At 66.2% G+C, this 21,248-nt stretch carries 20 protein-coding genes; 9 read left to right on the top strand and 11 right to left on the bottom strand.

What is annotated here, in order from left to right; genetic code table 11:
• Positions 1 to 317: 317 nt before the first annotated feature.
• From RVY76_RS16910 to RVY76_RS16895, 4 genes are all read right to left on the bottom strand, one after another.
• Positions 318 to 1,592, bottom strand: coding sequence for an amidase (locus tag RVY76_RS16910; protein ID WP_317377226.1), 1,275 nt, complete (start codon positions 1,590 to 1,592; stop codon positions 318 to 320).
• The gene (locus RVY76_RS16905) at positions 1,589 to 2,950 is read right to left on the bottom strand and encodes an amidase (protein ID WP_317377224.1); all 1,362 of its coding nucleotides are present in this window, start codon (positions 2,948 to 2,950) and stop codon (positions 1,589 to 1,591) included. Before RVY76_RS16905 ends, RVY76_RS16910 begins: the two co-directional genes overlap by 4 nt.
• A gap of 1 nt (position 2,951) precedes the next feature.
• On the bottom strand, positions 2,952 to 4,031 hold the full coding sequence (rutA, locus tag RVY76_RS16900; protein ID WP_317377222.1) for a pyrimidine utilization protein A: 1,080 nt from the start codon (positions 4,029 to 4,031) through the stop codon (positions 2,952 to 2,954).
• Between the two features lie 160 nt (positions 4,032 to 4,191).
• Positions 4,192 to 4,959 carry a GntR family transcriptional regulator gene (locus tag RVY76_RS16895; protein WP_317377220.1) on the bottom strand — a complete coding sequence of 256 codons (768 nt, stop codon included), beginning with the start codon at positions 4,957 to 4,959 and terminating at the stop codon, positions 4,192 to 4,194.
• Positions 4,960 to 5,032: 73 nt separating this feature from the next.
• Here RVY76_RS16895 and RVY76_RS16890 point away from each other — a divergent pair, with 73 nt between their 5' ends.
• The 7 genes from RVY76_RS16890 to RVY76_RS16860 all read left to right on the top strand — a co-directional run bounded on the left by RVY76_RS16890 (position 5,033) and on the right by RVY76_RS16860 (position 12,165).
• The gene (locus tag RVY76_RS16890) at positions 5,033 to 6,256 is read left to right on the top strand and encodes an MFS transporter (protein ID WP_317377218.1); all 1,224 of its coding nucleotides are present in this window, start codon (positions 5,033 to 5,035) and stop codon (positions 6,254 to 6,256) included.
• 158 nt (positions 6,257 to 6,414) lie between these two features.
• On the top strand, positions 6,415 to 7,497 hold the full coding sequence (locus tag RVY76_RS16885; protein WP_317377216.1) for a sugar ABC transporter substrate-binding protein: 1,083 nt from the start codon (positions 6,415 to 6,417) through the stop codon (positions 7,495 to 7,497).
• Between the two features lie 10 nt (positions 7,498 to 7,507).
• The gene (locus RVY76_RS16880; protein WP_317377214.1) at positions 7,508 to 9,091 is read left to right on the top strand and encodes a sugar ABC transporter ATP-binding protein; all 1,584 of its coding nucleotides are present in this window, start codon (positions 7,508 to 7,510) and stop codon (positions 9,089 to 9,091) included.
• A complete protein-coding gene (locus tag RVY76_RS16875; protein ID WP_317377212.1) occupies positions 9,088 to 10,086 on the top strand; it encodes an ABC transporter permease in 999 nt (332 codons plus the stop codon). The genes RVY76_RS16880 and RVY76_RS16875 overlap by 4 nt, the downstream gene beginning before the upstream one ends.
• Positions 10,087 to 10,091: 5 nt before the next feature.
• Positions 10,092 to 10,253, top strand: coding sequence for a hypothetical protein (locus RVY76_RS16870; RefSeq protein ID WP_317377210.1), 162 nt, complete (start codon positions 10,092 to 10,094; stop codon positions 10,251 to 10,253).
• A complete protein-coding gene (locus RVY76_RS16865) occupies positions 10,250 to 11,545 on the top strand; it encodes an amidase (protein ID WP_317377208.1) in 1,296 nt (431 codons plus the stop codon). Before RVY76_RS16870 ends, RVY76_RS16865 begins: the two co-directional genes overlap by 4 nt.
• Positions 11,546 to 11,565: 20 nt before the next feature.
• A complete protein-coding gene (locus RVY76_RS16860; RefSeq protein ID WP_317377206.1) occupies positions 11,566 to 12,165 on the top strand; it encodes a malonic semialdehyde reductase in 600 nt (199 codons plus the stop codon).
• Position 12,166: 1 nt separating this feature from the next.
• On the opposite strand, the gene RVY76_RS16855 is transcribed toward RVY76_RS16860, so the two are convergent.
• Positions 12,167 to 12,793, bottom strand: coding sequence for an isochorismatase family protein (locus RVY76_RS16855; RefSeq protein WP_317377204.1), 627 nt, complete (start codon positions 12,791 to 12,793; stop codon positions 12,167 to 12,169).
• A 288-nt stretch (positions 12,794 to 13,081) separates the two neighbouring features.
• Here RVY76_RS16855 and RVY76_RS16850 point away from each other — a divergent pair, with 288 nt between their 5' ends.
• The gene (locus RVY76_RS16850) at positions 13,082 to 13,570 is read left to right on the top strand and encodes a RidA family protein (protein WP_317377202.1); all 489 of its coding nucleotides are present in this window, start codon (positions 13,082 to 13,084) and stop codon (positions 13,568 to 13,570) included.
• A gap of 53 nt (positions 13,571 to 13,623) precedes the next feature.
• Entirely contained in the window at positions 13,624 to 15,156 is a 1,533-nt protein-coding gene (locus RVY76_RS16845; protein WP_317377200.1) for an aminotransferase class V-fold PLP-dependent enzyme, read from the top strand.
• 124 nt (positions 15,157 to 15,280) lie between these two features.
• On the opposite strand, the gene RVY76_RS16840 is transcribed toward RVY76_RS16845, so the two are convergent.
• From RVY76_RS16840 to RVY76_RS16815, 6 genes are all read right to left on the bottom strand, one after another.
• Entirely contained in the window at positions 15,281 to 16,027 is a 747-nt protein-coding gene (locus tag RVY76_RS16840; RefSeq protein ID WP_317377198.1) for a DUF1080 domain-containing protein, read from the bottom strand.
• A 55-nt stretch (positions 16,028 to 16,082) separates the two neighbouring features.
• On the bottom strand, positions 16,083 to 16,724 hold the full coding sequence (locus RVY76_RS16835) for a gluconate 2-dehydrogenase subunit 3 family protein (RefSeq protein ID WP_317377196.1): 642 nt from the start codon (positions 16,722 to 16,724) through the stop codon (positions 16,083 to 16,085).
• Positions 16,724 to 18,412, bottom strand: a complete 1,689-nt coding sequence (locus RVY76_RS16830) for a GMC family oxidoreductase (protein ID WP_317377519.1) — start codon at positions 18,410 to 18,412, stop codon at positions 16,724 to 16,726. The genes RVY76_RS16835 and RVY76_RS16830 overlap by 1 nt, the downstream gene beginning before the upstream one ends.
• Before the next feature lie 21 nt (positions 18,413 to 18,433).
• Positions 18,434 to 19,315 (bottom strand): hydroxypyruvate isomerase family protein, encoded by an 882-nt coding sequence (locus RVY76_RS16825; RefSeq protein ID WP_317377517.1) that lies wholly within the window; start codon positions 19,313 to 19,315, stop codon positions 18,434 to 18,436.
• Positions 19,316 to 19,386: 71 nt separating this feature from the next.
• Positions 19,387 to 20,223, bottom strand: coding sequence for a sugar phosphate isomerase/epimerase (locus tag RVY76_RS16820; RefSeq protein ID WP_317377515.1), 837 nt, complete (start codon positions 20,221 to 20,223; stop codon positions 19,387 to 19,389).
• 84 nt (positions 20,224 to 20,307) lie between these two features.
• Positions 20,308 to 21,243: an ABC transporter substrate-binding protein gene (locus RVY76_RS16815; protein ID WP_317377513.1), complete on the bottom strand. Its 936-nt coding sequence runs from the start codon at positions 21,241 to 21,243 to the stop codon at positions 20,308 to 20,310.
• Positions 21,244 to 21,248: the final 5 nt, after the last annotated feature.

Raw genomic sequence — 21,248 nt, 5'->3', positions numbered from 1 at the left:
CGCGTTCCGCAGGCCCGACGAAGGGTGCGACGAAATGACATTCTGGCTCGACCGGAGTTAATTTTTCGAGCGAGGACCGTTCCCCCGGTCCACCTCCGCGCACCACTCCTCGCGCAATCAACTCGGCCCTCTCTGGATGCCCTCCGGCAGGACATTCGCGCAGACCTGGCCGATGTGACCGGCATACGCCTGCGCCGACGCGGGACGGTTCACGCATCCCGACAACGTGGCCGAGAACGATCTGCCAGTCCTCAAGGCCAGACTTCGGACGTCGCCGTGATCAACGAAACATCGGCTGCGCGCTTGCATCGGACGGGTCAGGCGGCGGCGTGACGTTCCCCGATCAGCGCCGGTGCGATCGCCGTCGCAGCGCCAATCAGATCCGCATCGGTTCCGCGCCGACCGATCAGCTGTATCCCGAGCGGCAGGCCTGCCGTGCCGACCGGAAGCGCCACGCAGGGCATCTGCATCGCCGTCCAGAGAGAATTGAGGATCGGATCTCCCGGCCCCCGACCCTCCGGCGCATGACCCGGTGCGGCGGGGGCGAGAATGGCATCGATGCCCTCGACGTCCATCATGGTTTCGCAGTTGCGCGTCAGATCCGTCAAACGATCGCGGGCCCCGAAGACCCCCCGAACCGATTCGGACGTTCGCGAGGCGATACGCTCTCGGAAGTCGGAATGGAGCTCGGCCCGCCCCGCCAGCGGAAGAAAGCTCGCCGCGCCTTCGGCGAACATCACCGTTCGATGCAGCTCATCCAGGTCCTCCGCCCCCTCAGGCAAGTCGAATGTCACGCAGCGCGCGATATCGGCGATCCGCTCGGCAATGGTTTCCATCGCCGCAACCATCTCGGCAAGGATCTTGTCCGCGTAAGGCGTAAGGCACAGCCCCAGCTTCAACTGCGATGGAGGGGACGACGCGGCCCCCAGATCGAAGACCCGTGCCAAAAGCGCCAGGTCGCGCGGATCGCGTACGTGAAATCCCACCGTGTCGAAACTGGGCGCGTACCGCTTCATTCCCTCGGTCGAGATAAGCCCGTAGCTTGGCTTCATGCCGACGATACCGCAGAAGCTCGCGGGCCTGATCGTGGATCCTCCGGTCTGCGTGGAAAGCGCCAGCGGCACGTGGCAATCCGCGACCGCCGCCGCCGATCCCGCCGATGACCCGCCCGGTGTCCGGCTCCGGTCCATCGGATGCGATGTTCCGGCGTTCCGCCCGGCCGCCGCGAATTCCGTCGTATCCGTCTTGCCGATGACGACAGCCCCAGCCGCCCTCAGCTGCGCGACCGCCGCCGCATCGCAGGACGGCCTGTTCCCTGCAAAGAGCGGCGAGTTATGCGTCGTCGGCAAGCCGACCGTATCGAAGACGTCCTTGATGCCAACGGGAAGCCCCGCGAGGGGGCGTGGATCACCCGGTCCGATCCTCGCGGCCTCCGCCTCGGCATCGGGGTTGAGCGACAGCCACGCCCGGACGTCCCCGTCCCGTTCCGCGATGCGCGCCAGGCATGCCTGCGTCACTTCCACCGCCGTCAGCTCTCCGCTCCGGATCGCGGCGACGACCTCGCCGGCGGACAGGCGCGCGGGATCCCTCATGGCCGACACAGATGATGCCTGGTTGCGTTCTGATACATCCGACCGGCCGCCAGACACAGCGCATCCTCACCCGGCAGCCCGACGATCTGGATCCCCACGGGCAGGTTCGTCCGTCCGAAACCCGCCGGCAGCATCAGAGCCGGGAACCCGGTCAGGTCCCAGATCATCGTATTGCGCGAGATCATGTCGAAGCCTTCCTGACGGCCGTTCACATCGATCGTGAGGGTATCGAGGCACCCCGCCTCCCCGCCGAGCCCCGGCGTCAGCATCAGGTTCACCCCCCACCGGGCGGCCGCCCGCTCGATCACCGTGGCCCGCAGCTTCAGCGCCTTGATGTAGTCGGCGGTCACAATCGCCTCCCCGCGCGCGATGCGTGCGCGAAGGCCCTCGTCCTGCCGCTCTCGGTGCGGCGCGTTCGCGGATTGGATCTCGGCCAGTTCAGCCATCAGGATGGTCCAACCGGCATCGTGGATGTCGGCCATTTCGCCCAGAAGGTCCCCGGTCGACACCCTCTCGATCTCCGCGCCGGCCGCGCGGAACGTCGCGATCGCCGCATCCCGCGCGGCCAGCACCGCGTCGTCCACCATATCCTCGAACCAGCCGTCGAGAACGCCGATCCGCAGCGATCGGGGCCGTACAGGCGTCATCCCGCAAAGGGCCCCCATCGCGAGGTCGAGATCGCGCGCGGACAGCCCCATCGGGCCGACATGATCGAGCGTCGCACTCAACTCGGCCACCCCATCCGTCGGCACGCGACCCCGCGTGGGCTTCAGGCCGGTGATCCCGCACCAGCAGGACGGCACGCGGATCGATCCGCCCGTATCCGTCCCGAGCGCGAGGGGAAGAAGCCGCCGGGCCACGGCCGCCCCGGACCCGGTCGAGGATCCGCCGGTCCAACGCTCAGCGTCCCAGGGGTTCGTAACCGGTCCGTGCCGGGGCGTGAACGGCGATCCGGCTGCATATTCCGTCGTGGCAAGCATCGCGACCGGGATCGCGCCGGCATCGCGCAATCTCGCGACGACCGGCGCATCGGCTTTCGCAGGCTGGTCCCCCGTCAGGTACGAGCCGCAGGTCACGAGCCCGCCCTCCACGTCGATGATGCCCTTGACGCCGAACGGCACCCCTTCGAGGGGACGCGCCCTCCCCTCCCGCCAACGCCGGGCGCTGTCGGCGGCGGCCGCAGCGGAGGAGGGCAGGAGATCGATCACGGCTTCGCCCGCGGGCGCGATACCGGCCGCCTCGTGGATCGCCGCCAGCGTCCGTTCCGGGTCGGTCTCGCCGCTCCGGTACCCCGCGAGCAGTGCCTCGATCCCCTGCGCCGGTGCTGTCGCGGCACCGTCGCGTCCGTCGTCCGGCATGTCAGGCCGCCGCGGTCAGAGCGCCCTGGCGGCAGGTCATCAGGGGCTGGATCTTTTGTCCGAACGTATCGAGTCCGACCAGGAAATCGTCGAAGGTCATCATGATGCCCTTCACACCGTCGATGCCCGCAACCTCCTCGAGCATCCTCGCGACGCTCTCGTGCGATCCGACCAGCGTTCCCATGTTGAAGTTCACCGCACCCTCGGGAAGGTTGATGTGCCTCGCGGTCGAGGTGTCGTCGGCGGTCGTATCCTTCGACCCCTGATCGGCCATCCAGGCCAATGCATCCGCATCGACGCCGGACCGCAATTCCTCCCATCGGGCCATCGCCTTCTCGTCGGTGTCGTCCGCGATGATCATGAAGAGGACATAGGCCCCCACGTCCCGCCCGGCCTCCTGCGCGGCGCTCATCAGGTTTCCGACGCCCTCTGCCACGGCCATCGGGGTGTTGATGCCGATGCCCATGACGAAGTTGTAATCCGCCTGCTCGGCGGCGAACTTCAGGCCCTTGGCCGATTGACCGGCCGCCACAACCTTCGCAGCCGTCGGCCGGGGGCTCAGCTTGCAATCCTCCATCGAGAAATGCTCGCCCTTGAAGTCCGAGCTGCCGGTTTCCCACAATTCGCGCATCACCTGCACGTATTCGTTCGCGTACTGGTAGCGGTAGCCGAAATATTCGTCACCGGGCCAGACATCCATCTGGGTATATTCGTTCTTGGCCCACCCCGTCACGATGTTGACGCCGCAGCGTCCGGGCGCGATGCTGTCCATCGTGGCCACCATCCGCGCCACCAGCGCCGGCGGCAGGGTCAGGATCGCGGTCGAGGCGAAAAGCTTGATGCGCGACGTGACGGCGGCCAGACCGGCCATCAAGGTGAAGCTTTCGAGGTTGTGGTCCCAGAACTCGGTCTTTCCGCCGAAGCCCCGCAGCTTGATCATCGACAGCGCGAATTCGAGCCCGTATCCCTCCGCCTTTTGAACCACCTTCCGGTTCAGATCGAAGCTCGGCATGTATTGCGGAGCGGTCTCGGAGATCAGCCAGCCGTTGTTCCCGATCGGAATGAACACACCCATTTCCATGTCTGTACTCCCTGTCGCATGGTTTGTACGGACATGTGACCCCGGCGTGTCGGCGCTTGAAAAGATGTGTTTCCGATTATTGTCCGAACATACGTCGATGCGGAAGGCTTGCCCTGCTTTTGAGCGGCCGGATCACCTCTCTGCCGTGTCTTTCGGCAGGTCACGACCCATCGGCATCGCTCCGATCCGGTTGTCCGGACGACAGGATGGTGCGGTACCTGAATCGGTCGGCCGGCAATGTCTGTACCGCATATTCCAGAAGCCGCCCGCCCGAAGACAGATATCTCCGCGTCATTCGCAGGGCCAGCGCGCCCGGCTCGACGCCCAGCAGGCGGCATTTCTCCTCGTCAATCGTGACGGGCATGATGTCCTGCTGGATCGAGGCGATCCGCTCGCCGGTATAGCGTTCGACCATCTCGAACAGCGCCTGTCGCAACACGTCAATCCCGCGGAGGATCTCGGCGACGCTTTCGTCGAGGAACACCTCGTTCCAGCAGAACGGCTCCGATTCCCCCGCGAAATATCTCGGCCCTGCGGCATAGAAGAACGACTTCCCGCTGCTCGTGCCCATTTCCCGGGCCTGCGCCGCGCTCAGGACGACATCGCCCGACCGGTCGATGCGCAGCTCGGATTCCTGCGAGAAATCGAAAAGATCGTGCCGGTAATGGCTCCGGAACCGGTTGCGCCAATCCGCGCCACGCGACTCGACACGCGTCCCGACGCCCTTGCGCGCCGACAGCACGCCGGTTCGCTTGAGCTGCTCGATCGCTTGCCGGATGGTGTGCCGCGAGACCTCGAACGCGGAGCAGAGATCGCTTTCCGTGGGCAGCAGGGATCCGACCGGATAGGTTCCGTCGTGAATGCGCCGCTCGAGCTTGTGCGCGATCTGCAGGTAAAGCGGCACCGATCTGTCGGCCTGGCGGGTCACTCGACCGTCCTCCCTTGAAGGTTGTCCGTACATAAAGTCTAGTTCGACGGGCAAACCTCTGAAGGACCCCCTCTTGTCCGAACATAATTTTCCAGACGCGGCAATGCCAGCCGGCGGGGTCGCCCGCCCGCGCACGTGGAACGTCCTTATCCGGATGTTGCTGGTGCAGATCGCCGCGACCTCGTCGATCCTCGGCCTGACCGCGCTGGCACCCGACGCGTCGCAGACACTCGGCGTCGGGGCGCACTGGATCGGATATCAGGTCAGCTTCATCTACTTCGCCGGGCTCTTCGCCTCCCTCGGGGCGGGAAGCCTTACGGCGCGGTGGAGCGCGGGGCGGATCATCTCGGCCGAGCTCGCCCTGATCCTTGCGGGTCTTGCGCTTCTGGTCAGCGCGGTGCCGGTGGCGATGGTGGTGGGCTCCGTCCTCCTCGGCCTCGCATACGGGATCAACAATCCCGCCTCGTCGGAGATCCTTCAGGGCGTCGTGACCGCGCGCAACCGCAGCCTCGTCTTCTCGCTCAAGCAGGCCGGGGTGCCGCTGGGTGCGATGCTGGCCAGCGCGGGCCTTCCAATCGTCGCCGAGATGACCGGGGGCTGGGCCCCCGCCCTCCTGTCCCTGATGGCTCTCCCCCTGGCCCTGCTTCTCCTGCCGATGGGCCGAACCCCCGATCTCGGGCGCAAGCGCGTCCGCGGATCGGGGGTGCTCGCCCGCATGCTCACCGAACAGCGCCGGATCTTCGTGGATCCGGCTTTGCGGACCCTGGCCGCGCTCGGCTGTCTCTACTCGGCCATGCAGCTGACCGTCACGGCATTCGCGGTGGTGTCGCTGGTCGAGATCGGGTGGAGCGTTCCGCAGGCCGGTCTGGCGGGCGCGGTCCTGCAGGTCGCGGGCGCGATTGGACGCGTCGGGTGGGGTCTGGCCGCCGACAAGGTCGGGATATTCCGGGTTCTCTCCGCACTCGGCTTCGGCGGGGCGGCCCTGTCGCTGGCGCTATGGTGGCAGCCGATCCTCCCGGTCGTCGTCCTGGTCCCGACGATGATCGCCCTCGGGGCCTGCGCGACCGGCTGGAACGGGGTGTTCCTGTCGGCCATCGCCCGCAGCGCGCCCGAGGGTGAGATCGGCGCGGTGACGGGTGCGATCCTGGCCTACACCTTCATAGGCGCCATTCTCGGCCCCTCGATCTTCGCACTGACGTTCAGCTCGGTCGGAAGCTATCCCGCATGTTTCGCGATCTTCGCGAGCGCGGGCCTGCTGGGCGGAATCCTCGGCTGGAAACAGGCGACACGCACCTGAAATGTCCGATCATTGCATTGATTGAGCATTCGCCGTCCGATCTGCGCAAATAATCGTCGTTTGGGGGCATCACCCGTCGGTAATTCGAAACGGATCTTATCTCGGATACTATGTCCATACAAACTCGTGGTCAGGGACTTTTCGGAAGGAACCTCGCCATGACATTCCCTCGTCTCCTGACCGCCGCCACGATCCTCTTGCCCGGCATCGCGTCCGCCGACGCGATGTCCGACGCGCAAGCGCTCGTCGAACGACACCGCCAGATCCCGCAATTCGAGGCGATGGGAGAGCCCTTCGACGCCCGGGCCTGCATGGCGGACAAGCGCATCTTCTCGGTGCCGGTCTCCATGACGATCCCGTTCATGGTTGCCCTTTCGGATGCGATGTCGCGCGCCGCCGACGAGGTCGGGTTCGAATTCACCCTATGGGAGAACCAGGGCGGGTCGGATGCGTGGATCCAGGGCGTGAACCAGGCCGTCTCCCAGGGCTACGACCTCGTGGATGTCGCAGGCGGCCTCAATCCCGCCGTCATCGCACCCCAGCTCATGGAGGCGCGCGCGGCCGGGCTCAAGGTCAGCACGACGCATCTCTACGACGACACGCAAACCCAGGAGGATTACGTCGATGCCTCCGCCAAGGTCCCGTTCTCGGATGTCGGCAGGCTTCTCGCGGCCTGGGCCTATGTACAGACCGACGGTGCGCCCGACGTCCTGATCATCGGATCGGACGACGTGTTGCCGTCGATCCCGTTCGTCGAGGCCATCCAGACCCAGCTCGCCGAATATTGCCCCGATTGCGGACAGCAATACCTCAATGTTCCGCTGGCGGAATGGGCCACCCGCATCACGCCCGGCGTCCAGTCGGCCCTGCTGGCCAATCCCGGCATCAATTACATCCTGCCGATCTACGACAGCATGACCCAGTTCGTGACGCCCGCTCTGCGGATCGCCGCAGCGGACGTGCCGGTGGCAAGCTTCAACGGCACGCCCTTCGTCCTCGACATGGTGCGCGAGGGGACGGTCGAGATGGATGTCGGCGAAAGCCTCGGCTGGGCGGGCTATGCGGCCATCGACGCCCAGATGCGGCTGCTCTGCGACATGGACGTTCCCGAAACGCTGGGCATTCCGCTTCTCGTCTTCGACGAGACGAACATCGAGACGGCCGGCATTCCCGCCGATTTCGACAGCGGTTACGGCGACGCCCATATCGACGGGTTCCGCCGCCTGTGGATGCTGGACTGAACGGATGACGGTGGTCGATCTCGCCCCGCCCGTCGTTCCCCCTCACGATGCGGATATCCTGCGAATGCGCAACATCCGGATGTCCTTCGGGTCCGTGGACGTGCTCAAGGACGTCTCGCTCGGTTTGCGAAGGGGAGAGATCCTTGGCCTTCTGGGCGCGAACGGGTCCGGAAAATCCACGCTCATCAAGGTCCTCGCCGGGTTCAATTCCCCGAATGCCGGATCGCTCGTCCGCCTGTGGGGCGAGGATCTCCCTCTGCCTCTGGACCCCGCCCGCATCCGCAGGATGGGCGTGGCCTTCGTTCACCAGCACCTTGCGCTGATCCCGTCACTGTCGGTCGCCGACAACATGATCGTCTCGGACGAGAGCCGACGCCCCTACGGCATCCGCTGGCGGACGGAGCGGGCGAGGATCGCCCGCCTGATGGACGAATTCGGCCTGTCGATCGACCCGATGGCCGATGTCGCCAGCCTCTCGCCCGTCGAACGGGCCTACGTCGCAATCGTGCGGGCCGTGGCCGAGCTTCGCCGGTCCGATGCGGGCCGCGGCGGCGAGGGGATCCTGGTCCTGGACGAACCGACGCCGTTCCTTTCCGTCGATGACGTGGAAAGGCTGTTCGGTCTCCTGCGCCGGATCCGCAAGACCGGCGCGTCGGTCATCATCGTCACGCACGATATCGACGAGGTGCTCGACATAACCGACCGCGTGGCGATCATGCGGGATGGACGACTGACCGCCGTGATGCGCACGGACGAGACCTCCCGCCAGAAGATTCTCGACACCATCGTCGGCCGCTCGATCGCGGCCTATGCCCGCGCGCCCCGCAGGCCCTCCGGGCAAAAGGTCCTGCGGATCGACGGATTGACGGGCGGCCGCTGCGCGCGTTTCGACGCCGCCATCCGTCCGGGCGAGATCGTCGGCGTCACCGGACTGATCGGATCGGGTTTCGCCGATATTCCCTACCTGCTGTTCGGCGCAACGCCCGGCCGCGGACGGCTGACGCTGAACGGTCGCACCCACGATATCGCCCGGTTGCAGCCCGCCTCGGCGCAAGCGGCCGGCATCGGTCTCCTGCCCGGCGACCGGATGGGGCAGGCCGGTATCGGGTCGTTGTCGGTCACTGAGAACGCGACGTTTCTCGCATTGCCGCGACTGCGCCGGTTCGGACGGCTGAGCCCCGGCGCCATGCGCGGCGCGACCGAGGACCTGATCGCAACCCACGACGTGCGGCCGGCGAACCCGGCGGCCAATCTGGGCAACCTGTCGGGCGGCAACCAGCAGAAGGTCCTGCTGGGAAAATGGCTGGCCGAAGCCCCGCAGCTTCTCTGCCTCGACGAGCCGACGCAGGGCGTCGATTACGGGGCACGGCAGCAGATCTTCGCCGCGCTCGATGCCGCCGCGGGCGACGGAATGGCGATCCTCGTCTCGTCCACCGACCACGAACAGCTTGCCCAGATCTGCGACCGCGTGATCGTATTCAGACGCGGACGGCCCGACGCGATCCTCGACGGCCCCGCCCTGACCAAGGAGGCGATCGCGCGGGCCAGCCTCGCTCCCCCCGAACCCGATGCGCGAACGGAGGTACCCGCATGACCGCCTCGTCCACCGAGATCCCCCCGCCCGGGCGCTCGATCGCCTGGAAGACCGAGATCGAGCGTTTCGCCCTTCTGGGCGCATGGGCGCTCCTCGTCGCCGCCTTCGCCCTCGCCATCCCCGACACGTTCCTCAACTGGCGGACCTTCAGCTCGATGTTCGGGTCGCAGGCCGTTCTGGTCGTGCTGGCGCTCGCCATCCTGGTCCCCCTGACCGCCGGGGATTTCGACCTCTCGGCGGCGAACGTCCTCGTCTTTTCGTCCATGCTGATCGCCGTCACCAACGTCCAGCTGGGCCTGCCGATCGTCGGATCGATCCTGATAGCCCTCGCGGTGGGCGCGATCGTCGGGGCGATCAACGCGTTCTTCATTCTCTACTTCCGGATCCATTCCCTCATCGTGACGCTCGGCGTCGGCACCTTCCTCGGCGGGCTGACGCTCTCGATCTCGAACAGCCGCACCATTTCCGGCGTCTCCATGGCGCTGGTCGAACGGGTGGTGATCGACCGGCTCTTCGGCATCCCGATGGCGTTCTATTACGGCCTCGCGCTGGCGCTTGTCATGTGGTGGGTCCTCGAATTCACGGTGACGGGCCGCAAGCTCCTCTTTGCCGGGCGCGGACGTGACGTGGCGCGGTTGAACGGCGTCCGGGTGGACCGCGTCCGGACATCCGCCTTCGTCGTCTCGGGGACGCTCTCGGCGCTCGCGGGCGTGCTCTATGCCGGGATGACCGGCTCGGCCGATCCGAATTCCGGGGCATCGCTTCTGCTGCCGGCCTTCGCGGCGGCCTTCCTCGGTGCGACCACGCTCTATCCCGGGCGGTTCAACCCGCTGGGCACGCTGCTCGCGGTCTATTTCCTCATCACCGGGATCACCGGGCTCACCATGCTCGGGGCGGATGCCTACGTTCAGAGCCTCTTCTACGGCGGGGCGCTGGTGGTGGCGGTCTCCCTCTCGCAACTCGTGCGCGGGCGCGCGCCCCAGAGCTTCGGATGACCGGCATGGACCCGCTGGCTTGGATGCTCGGCCGCCCGCCCAAGCCCGAGGAACGGGCGATCTTCGAGGATCAGCTCCGACGCCTCGAGGCGGTCTGGAACCACCCGCTGATCCGAACGGAGGACGGCCTCGCCGTCCCACCCCCTTTCGAGGACCCGAGCGCATGACCCTTCCCCCCCTCGATACCGTCTCCGTCCTACGATCCCGTCTCGATCGGGGCGAGGTCTCGGCCGCCGAACTCGCGGCCGAGGCGCGACGTCGCGCCACCGGCCATTCCGCCGTGGCGGCCGTCGTCGAGGATCACCGATCGACCGGCACCGGACCTCTCGCGGGCATTCCCCTCGCCCACAAGGACATGTTCGACCGCCGCGGAGAGGCCGTCGGCATGGGCGCGCATCCCTCCGCCGAACGGATCGCCACCCGGACATGCGACGTGCTGCGCCGTCTCGATGCCGCGGGCCAGACCCAGATAGCCCGCCTCCGGATGAGCGAGTTCGCGATGGGCCCCACCGGGCACAACGCCCACCACCCCCTGCCCCGCAATCCCACCGTCGAGGGCGCGATCCCCGGCGGGTCTTCCAGCGGGTCGGGTGTCGCCGTGGCCTCCGGCCTCGTTCCGGCGGCGCTCGGGTCGGATACGGGCGGGTCGATCCGCATCCCGGCCGCCTGCAACGGCGTGGTCGGATTCAAGCCCGGTCAGGGATCTGTCTCGAACCGCGATGCGATGCCGCTGTCATGGACGCAGGATTGCATCGGCCCCCTCGCCGCCTCCGTCGCCTGCGCCCGGCTCGTGCTGGGGCTCGTCATGGGACGCGACATTTCCGAGGATGGCCGCCCGCTCCGCGTCGGGCTGATGATGGACGGGGCCTCGCCCGGAATGCAGACCGCCTTGACCGATCTCGCCCGCGCCGCCGAGGCGGCCGGCCACACGCTCTCGGAGGTGCCCGCCGACCTCTTCGCCGGCCTCGTCGAGCCGGCGAACGTCATCGCCATGTCCGAGGCCGCCACCGTTCATGCCGACAGGCTCCGTGCCGCGCCCGACAGCTACGGGCCGCAGGTGCGCGGACGGCTGGTCCAGGCGGCGGCGATACCGGCGGCCGCATATCTCCGCGCACGCCAGATCCGCGCCCTCGCCCGCGAGCGTACCGCCGAATACTTCACGCGGGCCGACCTCATGCTGATGCCGACCCTCGTGGACGTGCCGCCCCCGGCCGCGGCCGTCGATGTCGGTGGCGGGGCCGACGTGGACCGCGTGGTTTCGGGGCTTACATGCTTCACGCGTCCTGCCTCGATCCTGGGGTTGCCCGCGCTGTCGCTGCCGATCGCGGCGACATCCGCAGGCCCCCTGTCGGTGCAGATCGTCGGCCCGCACGGGGCCGAAGGGCGCGTGGCGGCCTTCGCCGAAACGCTTGAGCGGATCGCCGCAATACGCCCCGTGGCCGCCACGGCCCTCAGCTGAACGACCGGCAAGGAACCACAATGCCCGATACCTACCAAGACCTCTCGGAAGAGACACTCTCCCGCCTCTTCCTCGACGCCCGCAGCCAGAACGGCTGGCAGGACCGGCCTGTCCCGGACGATGTTCTGCACAATCTCTGGGACATCCTGAAGATGGGACCGACTTCGGCGAACTGCTCGCCGGGGCGGTTCGTGTTCGTCCGCTCCGAGGAGGGTAAGGAAAAACTGCGCCCTACCCTATCGGGCGGCAATCTCGACAAGACCATGACCGCGCCGGTCTGCGTGATCGTGGCCTACGACCCGAAATTCTACGATCACCTGCCCGAACTCTTTCCCCATACCGATGCCCGCCCGTGGTTCACCGGCTCCGAGCAGGTCGCCTATGAGACCGCGTTCCGCAACGGCACGCTGATGGGCGGCTACCTCATGTTGGCCGCCCGCGCGCTCGGACTGGATGTCGGGCCGATGTCGGGCTTCGATGCCGCACAGGTCGAGGACGCGTTCCTGTCGGACACCGGCTGGAAGGCGAACTTCCTCTGCAATCTCGGCTATGGCGACCCGGCCCAGGTCTACGACCGCCTGCCGCGCCTGCCGTTCGAGACGGCCTGCCGCATGGCCTGACCTATGAGACGAGCGACCGGAGATATTCGGTCGCCGCCTCCTCGCGAATGACATCCGCATATTTCGCGTTCATGTCGAACAGGTTCGCCCGGTGCGGGTCCTCGTGCCGGTCGCCGCAGGCATCCTCCACCACCAGCGTCCGGAATCCGTGGCTCATCGCATCGACGCAGGAGGCGCGGACGCAACCCGATGTCGTCAGACCGGTGAGCAGCACGCTGTCGCATCCCAGCGCGGTCAGCGTCGAGGCGAGCGAGGTGCCGAAGAACGCGCTCGGATATTGCTTGGTCACGACGATCTCGCCCGGCTGCGGCACAAGCCCGTCCGCGAAGCGCGCCGTCTCGCGTCCGGGCAGGAACGCCTCGAGCGGTCTGGCCTTCTCGAAGAAGCGGCCCCCATCCACGCCCCCCGCCGGATAGGAGACCTCGGTCAGCACGATCGGAACCCCGACCTGCCGGGCGACCTCCCTCACTCTCAGGGCCGAGGCAAGGGCGTCGTCCACTCCCGCGAAGAGAGGGCAGCCCGGATCGAAATACGCATGCGCGAAATCGATCAGGATGACTGCCGGCCGCAGGCCGAAACCAACCTTATGTCCATACACATCTTCATAGGACTTTTCGGCCGTTATCATTTGGGATTCTCCACTCCGCCCAACCTTGTATGGACATTTCCGGGCGTCGTGACAATGCCCGGGTGACCGGCCAGCCTCCCCGCCCCACTTGACCCGCTCTCCAGCGATCCGCGCGTCGATTTTCGGCCCATTTATTCATCCGACACGCGGCAGGCGGGTTCAATTTTAGGCCCCTGCCAGATTTCAGCCGCATCTCTGCGGAACCCTTTCACCGCGAGCATTGCCTTCCTCAGCTCAACCGCGAGGGATGCCCGGACACTCCACAGATAGAGAATGAAGGACGTTGAAATGAGATCCCGATCGCTTTCCGCAGCCGCCGGCTTCCTGTTCCTTGCAACCTCGGCGATCGCACAGGACGGCGGCGTCGGTGCCGAAGGCGTCTATCCCGACGGGATCGTTCCGATCGCGCCCTATTCGCCGGGCATGATGGTCGGCGACACGCTCTACGTCTCCGGTCAAATCCCCTATGTCGACGGCGCGATCCCCGCCGAGGCGAGCGACGGCACCGACGACATCATGGATCAGACCAGGATCGTCATGGACAATATCAGCGCCGTTCTCGAAGAGGCCGGCATGACCCTCGAGAATGTCGTGATGGCGTCCGTCTTCCTGACGGATCTCGGGAATTACGGTGATTTCAACACCGTCTACGGCCCCTACTGGACCGATCAGGACTGGACGCCGCCCGCACGTGCCGCGGTCGAGGTCGGTGCGCTGCCCGGAAGCACCGAGGACGCCCCCGTCCTCGTCGAAATCTCCGTCATCGCCGCACGCTGATCGTTGCGCGAATGGCCGCCCGACGGCCGATCTCTCTTTCCAGGACCTCCCGAATGACCGAAACCAGCAGACGACATTTCCTCAAAGGCGCCGCCGGCGGTGCCATCGCGACCGGAACTTTCGCGACCGCGACCCTTACCGCCGGGTCCGCCGCCCTCACGGCCCGGCCCGCCGCCGCGCAAACGGCAAGCCGCGCGCCGATGACCGGCACCGAACTCCTCGCGCCGCCGACGATCGGTGCCGAGCCCGGCAGCGATGCCTTCTGGGACGAGGTGCGCGCCGCGTTCAACCTCGACAACTACATCCACATGAACACCGGGACGACCGGGTCCATGCCGGCTTTCGTGCAGAACAATCTCGCCGTCTACAATCACTACAAGTCGAGCGATCCGCTCAACTGGCGCGACAATCTCGAAGCTGATTATCCCGACATCTTCGCGGGCGGCGGCGACGACGATCCCATCGATGCCCGCCAGGCACGGATCGCCGAGATGTACGGCGCCGATCCCGAAGAGATCATGCTGTCCTACAACACGTCCGACGGCTGCAACATCGTCATCGGCGGAACGCCGTGGCAGCCCGGCGACCGGATCGTCACCACCAATCTTGAACATTCCGGAATGCTGAACCCGATCCGCTGGGCCCGCGACACCCACGATGTCGAGGTCGAGGTGGTCACCATTCCCAAGACCGTCGACGCATCGATGACGGTGGACGACATCCTGGCCCTCTTCGAGCCCGCCCTCAGCCGCCCCTTGGGCGAGGGCAACAAGCAGTATCTCGCCTTCAGCGAGATCCCCTACAAGAACGGCCTGAGACTGCCGGTCAAGGCGCTGACGGAACTCGCCCGCGCGAACGGTGCCTATGTCATCGTCGACAGTGCCCATGGCTGGGGCATGCTGCCCGTGAACTGTCACGATTACGGGGCCGATTTCATCGCGGGGGCAGGCCATAAATGGCTCTGCGGCGGGCCCGGAACCGGCATTCTCTACGTGCGCAATTCCGGCGAGAACCTGCCGCCCTTCTATTCGGGAAATCTCAGACAATATCGCGAAAGCCAGCTCGGAAACCGCGACTGGAATCCGTCCTTCATGCAGGCCCGCGGCGAATACAACCGACCCGCGCTCTACGCGATGGTCGACAGCGCGGATTTCTTCGACCGCATCGGTCTGGAGCGCATTTACGAAAAGGGCGTGATGCTCGGCAATCACCTCAAGGACCGGGTGGCCGACAAATGGGGCGAAGCCGCGCTCTGGGTGCAGAAGAACCCCGAGCCGGAATTCGCGACATTCCTGACCGCGTTCAACCCCCTCGCGGCCAAGGACGATCCGTCGCAATTCTCCGAGATGGAAACCGCCATGAACGGCATCCGCGACGAACTCAGCGCGATGAGCGATCCGAAGATCTACATCCGGACGATCAGCTGGCATTCGGAGCCGTCCATCGCCCGCGACATCCCCGATTCCGTCGTCGGTTTCCGCGTCAGCACGCATCCGCTCTACAACAGCATCTCGGATGTCGACACGATGTTCGACGCCCTGGTCGAGCGTCTCGACGCATCGGGTCTCGAACAGCTCAAGGCCTGAATGGGCGGCAAGGCGGGACGCCCCGCCTTGCCGTATCCTGTCCGGAATGCAACGACGGACCCTCGGCGGGGGCGGGGCGAACCCGCCCCCTCCCCCGTCGCGGAACCGGCCGTCTCGATGCCGCTCAGTTCAGCTCCCGCACCCAGATGTTGCGATAGGCGACATCCGAATCGTGGTCCTGCAGCGAGATCGGCGCGCAATCATGCGCCTCCGCGTAGGAGGGCGCGCCGATCCAGACCGTGCCGCCCTGGATTTCCGCGTCGTTCTGAACCACCACACCGTTATGAAGCACGGTCACCCGTGCCGGAGCCGCGACCCGATCGTCGGATCCGAATTCCGGCGCGGTAAAGATGATGTCATAGCTCTGCCACTCGCCGGGGGCACGCGAGGCGTTCACCAGCGGTATGTGCTGCTTGTAGATCGACCCGGCCTGCCCGTTCGCATAGGTCGGGTTCTCGTAGCTGTCGAGCACCTGAACCTCGTAGCGTTCCTGCAGGAAGACGCCGCTATTGCCGCGATCCTGCCCTTCGTGCCCCTCGTCATTGGGCGGGGAACGCCATTCCACATGCAGCTGCACGTCGCAGAAGCTTTCCGTCGTGCGGATCCCGCCGCTGCCGCGGTTCACCCGCATCGCGCCGTCCTCGACGATCCACTCCGCCGGACCGCCATCCACGCTCTCCCATGCGTCGAGGCTCTCGCCGCCGAAAAGGACGATGGCATCAGACGGCGGCGCATCCGCCGGTGCCTCGATCACCTCCGGAACCGGCTCCCAGAGTTCCGTCACCTCCGAGCGTTGCGCGTCCGTCATCTCCTGCGCGTGAAGCGGGGCCGCCAGGGCCAACGCGCCGATCGCCGTCATTCTCAAGATCATGGTGTTCCTCCCGATAAGTTTGCGGAAGGGGCGCGCGGCCCCTTCCGGGGTGCCGTCACGTGGCCCAGGCGGGCCCTCCGTCATAGTCGAGATCGCCGATATACTCGCCCGGCACCTGTTCGTAGCGCAGCACCTCGGTCCCGCCGACCTCGGAGGTGAAGAAACCGAAAAGCGTGAGCTGCTGGATCGGTGTGAACCAGTGCATCTCGGGCTCGGCCGCCTCCTCGGGCTGTTCGTCCGCCGCAGTGTCGGCCGCGCTCTGCTGGTCGATCGACTGCTCGCGCCGTTCCTCGAGCTCGGCCATCCGCCTCGAGGTGAAGGCGCGCGCCTCGTCCGCCGCCGTCTGGAGCAGTTCCTGCCGCTCCTCCGTCGACATCTCCTCGAACGGCTTGCCGTAGTCGGTCTCGGCCCGCGTGCGGATCTGCTCCATCCCCTCCCTGAAGTTCGCCTGCTCCCGGCTGGTATAGCAGTCGCTCACATAGACCGTCATGAACGCGCCGACGCCAGCCTCGCGCGCACCGGGCGTGTCGGTGGCCGGGATGATCGTCTCGGCGACCGTGTCGAGGAATTCGGCATCAGCCTCGCTGAAGAGGTTCTCGCCCACGGGTGTCGGCTGATAGGCGAACGCGCGGTGCGCGCCCATCATGCTCGTGCCCGTCACCGCGGCGATCATGGTCAGAAGTTCGCGTCGGTTCATCACAGATCTCCGTTCTTGAGGCTTTTGACGGCATGATCCGCCGCCCGCGCGGTCAGCGCCATGTAGGTCAGCGACGGGTTCACGCAGCTGGCCGAGGTCATGCAGGCCCCGTCCGTGACATAGACGTTGGGCGCGTCCCAAACCTGGTTGTTGCCGTTCAGCACCGACGTTTCCGGATCGCGACCCATCCGCGCCGTGCCCATCTCGTGGATGCCCATCCCCGGGGCGTAGTCGCTCTCGGTGGGTTTCACGTCGACCACGCCCGAGGCTTCGAGGATATCGACCGCATCCTGCTTCATGTCCTCGCGCATGCGGCGTTCGTTCTCGTGCAGGTCCACGCTGATCGACAGGACCGGAAGGCCCCATTTGTCGGTCGTTCCCCGATCCAGCGCGATGAAGTTGTCGTGGTAGGGCAGCATCTCGCCGAAGGCGGTCATGCCGATGGTCCAGTCACCCGGCTTCGACAGCGCCTCCTTCATGTCGGCACCGATGTTGAGCTCGGCTACCTCGCGCCGCCAGCCCTGCCGGCTCGCCGATCCCTGATAGCCGAAGCCGCGGGTATAGGGACGCTCCTCGCCGTCGATGTTGCGGAAGCGCGGGATATAGAAGCCCGCCGGACGACGGCCGTAATAGTACTTGTCGTCGTATCCCTCGACGCGGCCCTCGGCGCCGACGCGGAAATGGTGGTCCATGACGTTGTGGCCGAGCTCGCCCGACGACGATCCAAGGCCTCCTTCCCACACATCGTTGGCCGAATTCATCAAGAGCCATGTGGAGTTGAACGAGGACGCGTTCAGGAACACGACGTTGGCCGTGTATTCGTAGGTCTCGTTCGTCTCGGCATCGATGATCTCGACCCCGCGGGCGCGCTTGCCGTCCTTGTCGTAGAGGACCTCCTTCACGATCGAGAAGGGCCGCATCGTCAGGTTGCCCGTCGCCATCGCCGCAGGAAGCGTCGCCGCCTGCGTGCTGAAATAGGCGCCGTAGGGACAGCCCAGCCAGCACTTGTTGCGGTACTGGCAGGCCACGCGGTTCTGTTCGGGCCGCGACTCGGTGATGTTGGCCACGCGCGCGTTGATCAGGTAGCGCTTGCCGCCGAAGGCCTTGCGCAGCCGTGCCGCCACGTCCTTTTCCACGATGTTGAGCGGGATCGGCGGCAGGAACTGGCCGTCGGGCAGGATGTCGAGTCCTTCGCTCGTGCCCGAGATCCCGGCGAACCGCTCCACGTGGTCGTACCAGGGAGCGATGTCGGAATAACGGATGGGCCAGTCGGTCGCGATCCCCTCGCGTTCGTTCGCCGAGAAGTCGGTATCCGACAGCCGATAGCTCTGCCGCCCCCACATGAGCGAGCGTCCACCCACATGGTAGCCGCGGAACCAGTCGAACCGCTTGGCCTCGACATAGGGGTTCTCCTGCTCGTTCGCCCACATGCCGTAGGTCTGCTCGTTCAGGGGATAGTCGCGGCTCAGGACGGGATAGTTCTCCTCCATCTCGACCGTGGCCGTTCCGCGATGCGGATAGTCCCACGATTCCTTCGACGCGTTCACGTAGTCGGCGACATGTTCGATGTTGCGTCCCCGCTCGAGCATCAGGACCTTGAGGCCGCGTTCGGTCAGCTCCTTCGCGGCCCATCCGCCGCTGATGCCCGATCCTACGACGATGGCGTCGTAATGCATGTTGTCTGCCATGTGACTTCCTCCTCTGGCTGTTCAGACCGTGCAGATTCGCACGGCTTCCTCGAGCGCCGCAGCCGCGTCGTCGGGAGTTTCGCTTGTGGGAATGAATTCCTGCGCGACGTAACCGTCGAAGCCGGTTTCCGCGATCGCGCGCATGATGGCCGGATAGCGAAGCTCCTGCGCCTCGCCCAGCTCGTGCCGGCCGGGGACGCCGGCCGTGTGGTAATGTCCGAAGCAGTCGTGGCTGTCGCGGATCGTGCGGATCACGTCGCCTTCCATGATCTGCATGTGGTAGATGTCGTAGAGCAGCCTGAAGTTCTCGCTCCCCAGCCGCCGGCAGAGCTCCACCCCCCATGCCGAATTGTCGGCCATGTAATCGGGGTGATCGACCTTGGAGTTCAAAAGCTCCATCGTCAGGACGACGCCGCGATCCTCGGCCTGTCCCAGGATCTCCTTCAGGCCGGCCTCCGCATTCGCGAGACCGCGTCCGGGATCTATGTCGCGGGCATTGCCGCTGAAGAGGATCAGGTTGCGGTATCCGGCATCGGCCACCAGGTCGATATGCCTGCGGTAGCTCTCGACCAGATCGCCGTGGAATTGCGGATCGGCGAACCCGTCGGTCAGGTTCGGCTCCGCCCCGTTGCACATCGACGAGTCGAGCCCCGCCGCCTTGAGCGTGCCCCAGTCCTCGGGGCCGACGAGGTCGATCGCCTGCAATCCGATGCGCTTCGCCAGATCGCAGAGCGCCGGCAGTTCGAGCGACCCGAAGGTCCATCTCGCGACGGAATGGCCGTAGGCCGCCGATCCCTCCTGTGCCTCCTGCGCCCGGGCCATGCCGGGGTAGAACGCGGGCAACATCGCTCCTGCCGCTGCGGCTCGCATGAGCGCGCGGCGGTTCAATTCGGTTCGCGACATGAGTTTCTCCTCCCTCATGCGGTGTCTGATGACGGCACCGGGCGGTCAGCGCCCGGTGCCGAGAGGGTCCGTCAGGAGCCCGACATCGCCTTCGGCAGGGCCTCGCGCAGGTACTCCGCACCCGTCGCGATCTGGCCCGCCGCATCCGCGGGCTGGTCGTGCTCGATGATGTACCATTCGACGCCGACCTCGTTGGCGGCCTCGAGGATCGAATCCCAGTCGAGCACACCCTCGCCCACGGCCGCGAAGCCGCGCTGGTCCTCGTTCTCGCCCTCGGGCGCGTTGTCCTTGGCATGGACCGCGAAGACCCGGTCGCCGAGCGTCGTCAGCATTTCCGCCGGGTCGTGACCGCCGCGCGCCACCCAGGCCAGATCGAGCTCCGACAACACATCGGGCCCCGCCGCCTCGAACAGGATCTCCAGCGCGGTCGTGCCGTCATACTCGACCAGCTCGAAATCGTGGTTGTGATAGGCGAGGCGCATGTCCTGTTCGGCAAGCTCGCTGGCATATCCCGCCAGCTCCTCGCCGAATTCCGTCCAGCCCTCGGCATCGGTCGGGCGCATCTCCTCGGCCAGATAGGGAACGGTGATCGTGTCGTTGCCGAGCGCACGGTTCATCTCGACCACCATGTCCAGATCGTCGCGCAGACGGTCGATCGAGGCATGGTCGGAAATCACCTCGATCCCGTGCTCGTCGAGCGCGGCGGCGAATGCGTCCAGGTCGTTCTCCTCCATCCCGAACGTCTCGATATGGGTGATGCCGGCATCGGCGACGGCCTGAAGCTGTTCCTCCAGCGTGCCGTAATCGCGCAGCGTGTACATCTGGGCGGCGATGGGCAGGTCGTCCTGGGCCAGCGCGGGAAGCGCGGTGGTCCCGGCAAGAAGTGCGGCGAGTATCGTGGTCTTCATCGTATCCTCCCGGTTATCGTAACCGTTGACTTTCACAGGGGTGGAACAGGGGCCGACGCCTCGGGGCCGGCCCCTCTCCGCGGATCAGTAGGGGCTGTCCTCGAAGTAGTAGGACTCGGCGTTCTCCGGCGTGATCAGCTCCGACGCGATGATGAAATCTCCCGAAACCGGCAGCCCCTTGTTCATCACGGCGCGTGCCGTCAGTTCGATGGCGGTCGAGATCATCGAGGGCGGATAGGTCACGTCCACGGGGACCATCGGATCTCCGTCCGCCACGCGGCGGACCATCTCCTTCATGCCGGCACCGCCCACGACCCACATGTCCTCCTGCCGGTCGGCCTGCTCGATCGCGGCGATGGCACCGATGGCCATGTCGTCGTCGCTGGCCCAGACCGCGTCGATCTCGGGATAGCGCGACAGGAAATCCTGCATCACGGTGAAGGCGTCGTCGCGGCTCCAGTTGCCGTGTTCCATCGCCAGGATCTCGATGCCCGATCCGTCGAGCGCGGCCTGGAACGCCTCGACACGCTCGTTGTCGATCGTGGTGGGGATGCCGCGCAACACGACGACCTTGTCGCCCTCCTCGAGGCTCTCGACGAAATACTCGCCCGCGATCCGGCCGAAACTTTCGTTGTTGCCCGCGACGTACAGGTCCTCGATCCCGTCCTGGCTCAGACCGCGATCGACCACCGTGACCCAGGTGCCGTTCTCGGCGATACGCTGGATCGGTCCGGTCAGCGGATCGCTCTCGAAGGGCAGCACGACGAGCGCGTCGATGTTGCGCGTGGCGACCATGTCCTCGAGATCCGAGACCTGGGTGCCCGGATCGGGGGTCGTGGTCAGGAAGAAGTCGAGATCCTCGTATTCCTCCGACAGGCGGTTCACCGTCTCCTCGGCATGGAAGTTCAGCGCGCCGGCCCAGCCATGCGTGGCCGCGGGGATCGAGACGCCGATCGTCTGCTGCGCGAGCGCGGGCCCCGCGAGGGCGACGATCGCCGTGGAAAGTAGAAGTTGTTTCATGTGGG

Origin of the sequence: Palleronia sp. LCG004 (genome assembly GCF_032931615.1) — a bacterium.
Classification (GTDB): domain Bacteria; phylum Pseudomonadota; class Alphaproteobacteria; order Rhodobacterales; family Rhodobacteraceae; genus Palleronia.
The sequence above is the reverse complement of the archived record's forward strand: the minus strand, read 5'-3'. Positions and strand labels throughout refer to the sequence as shown.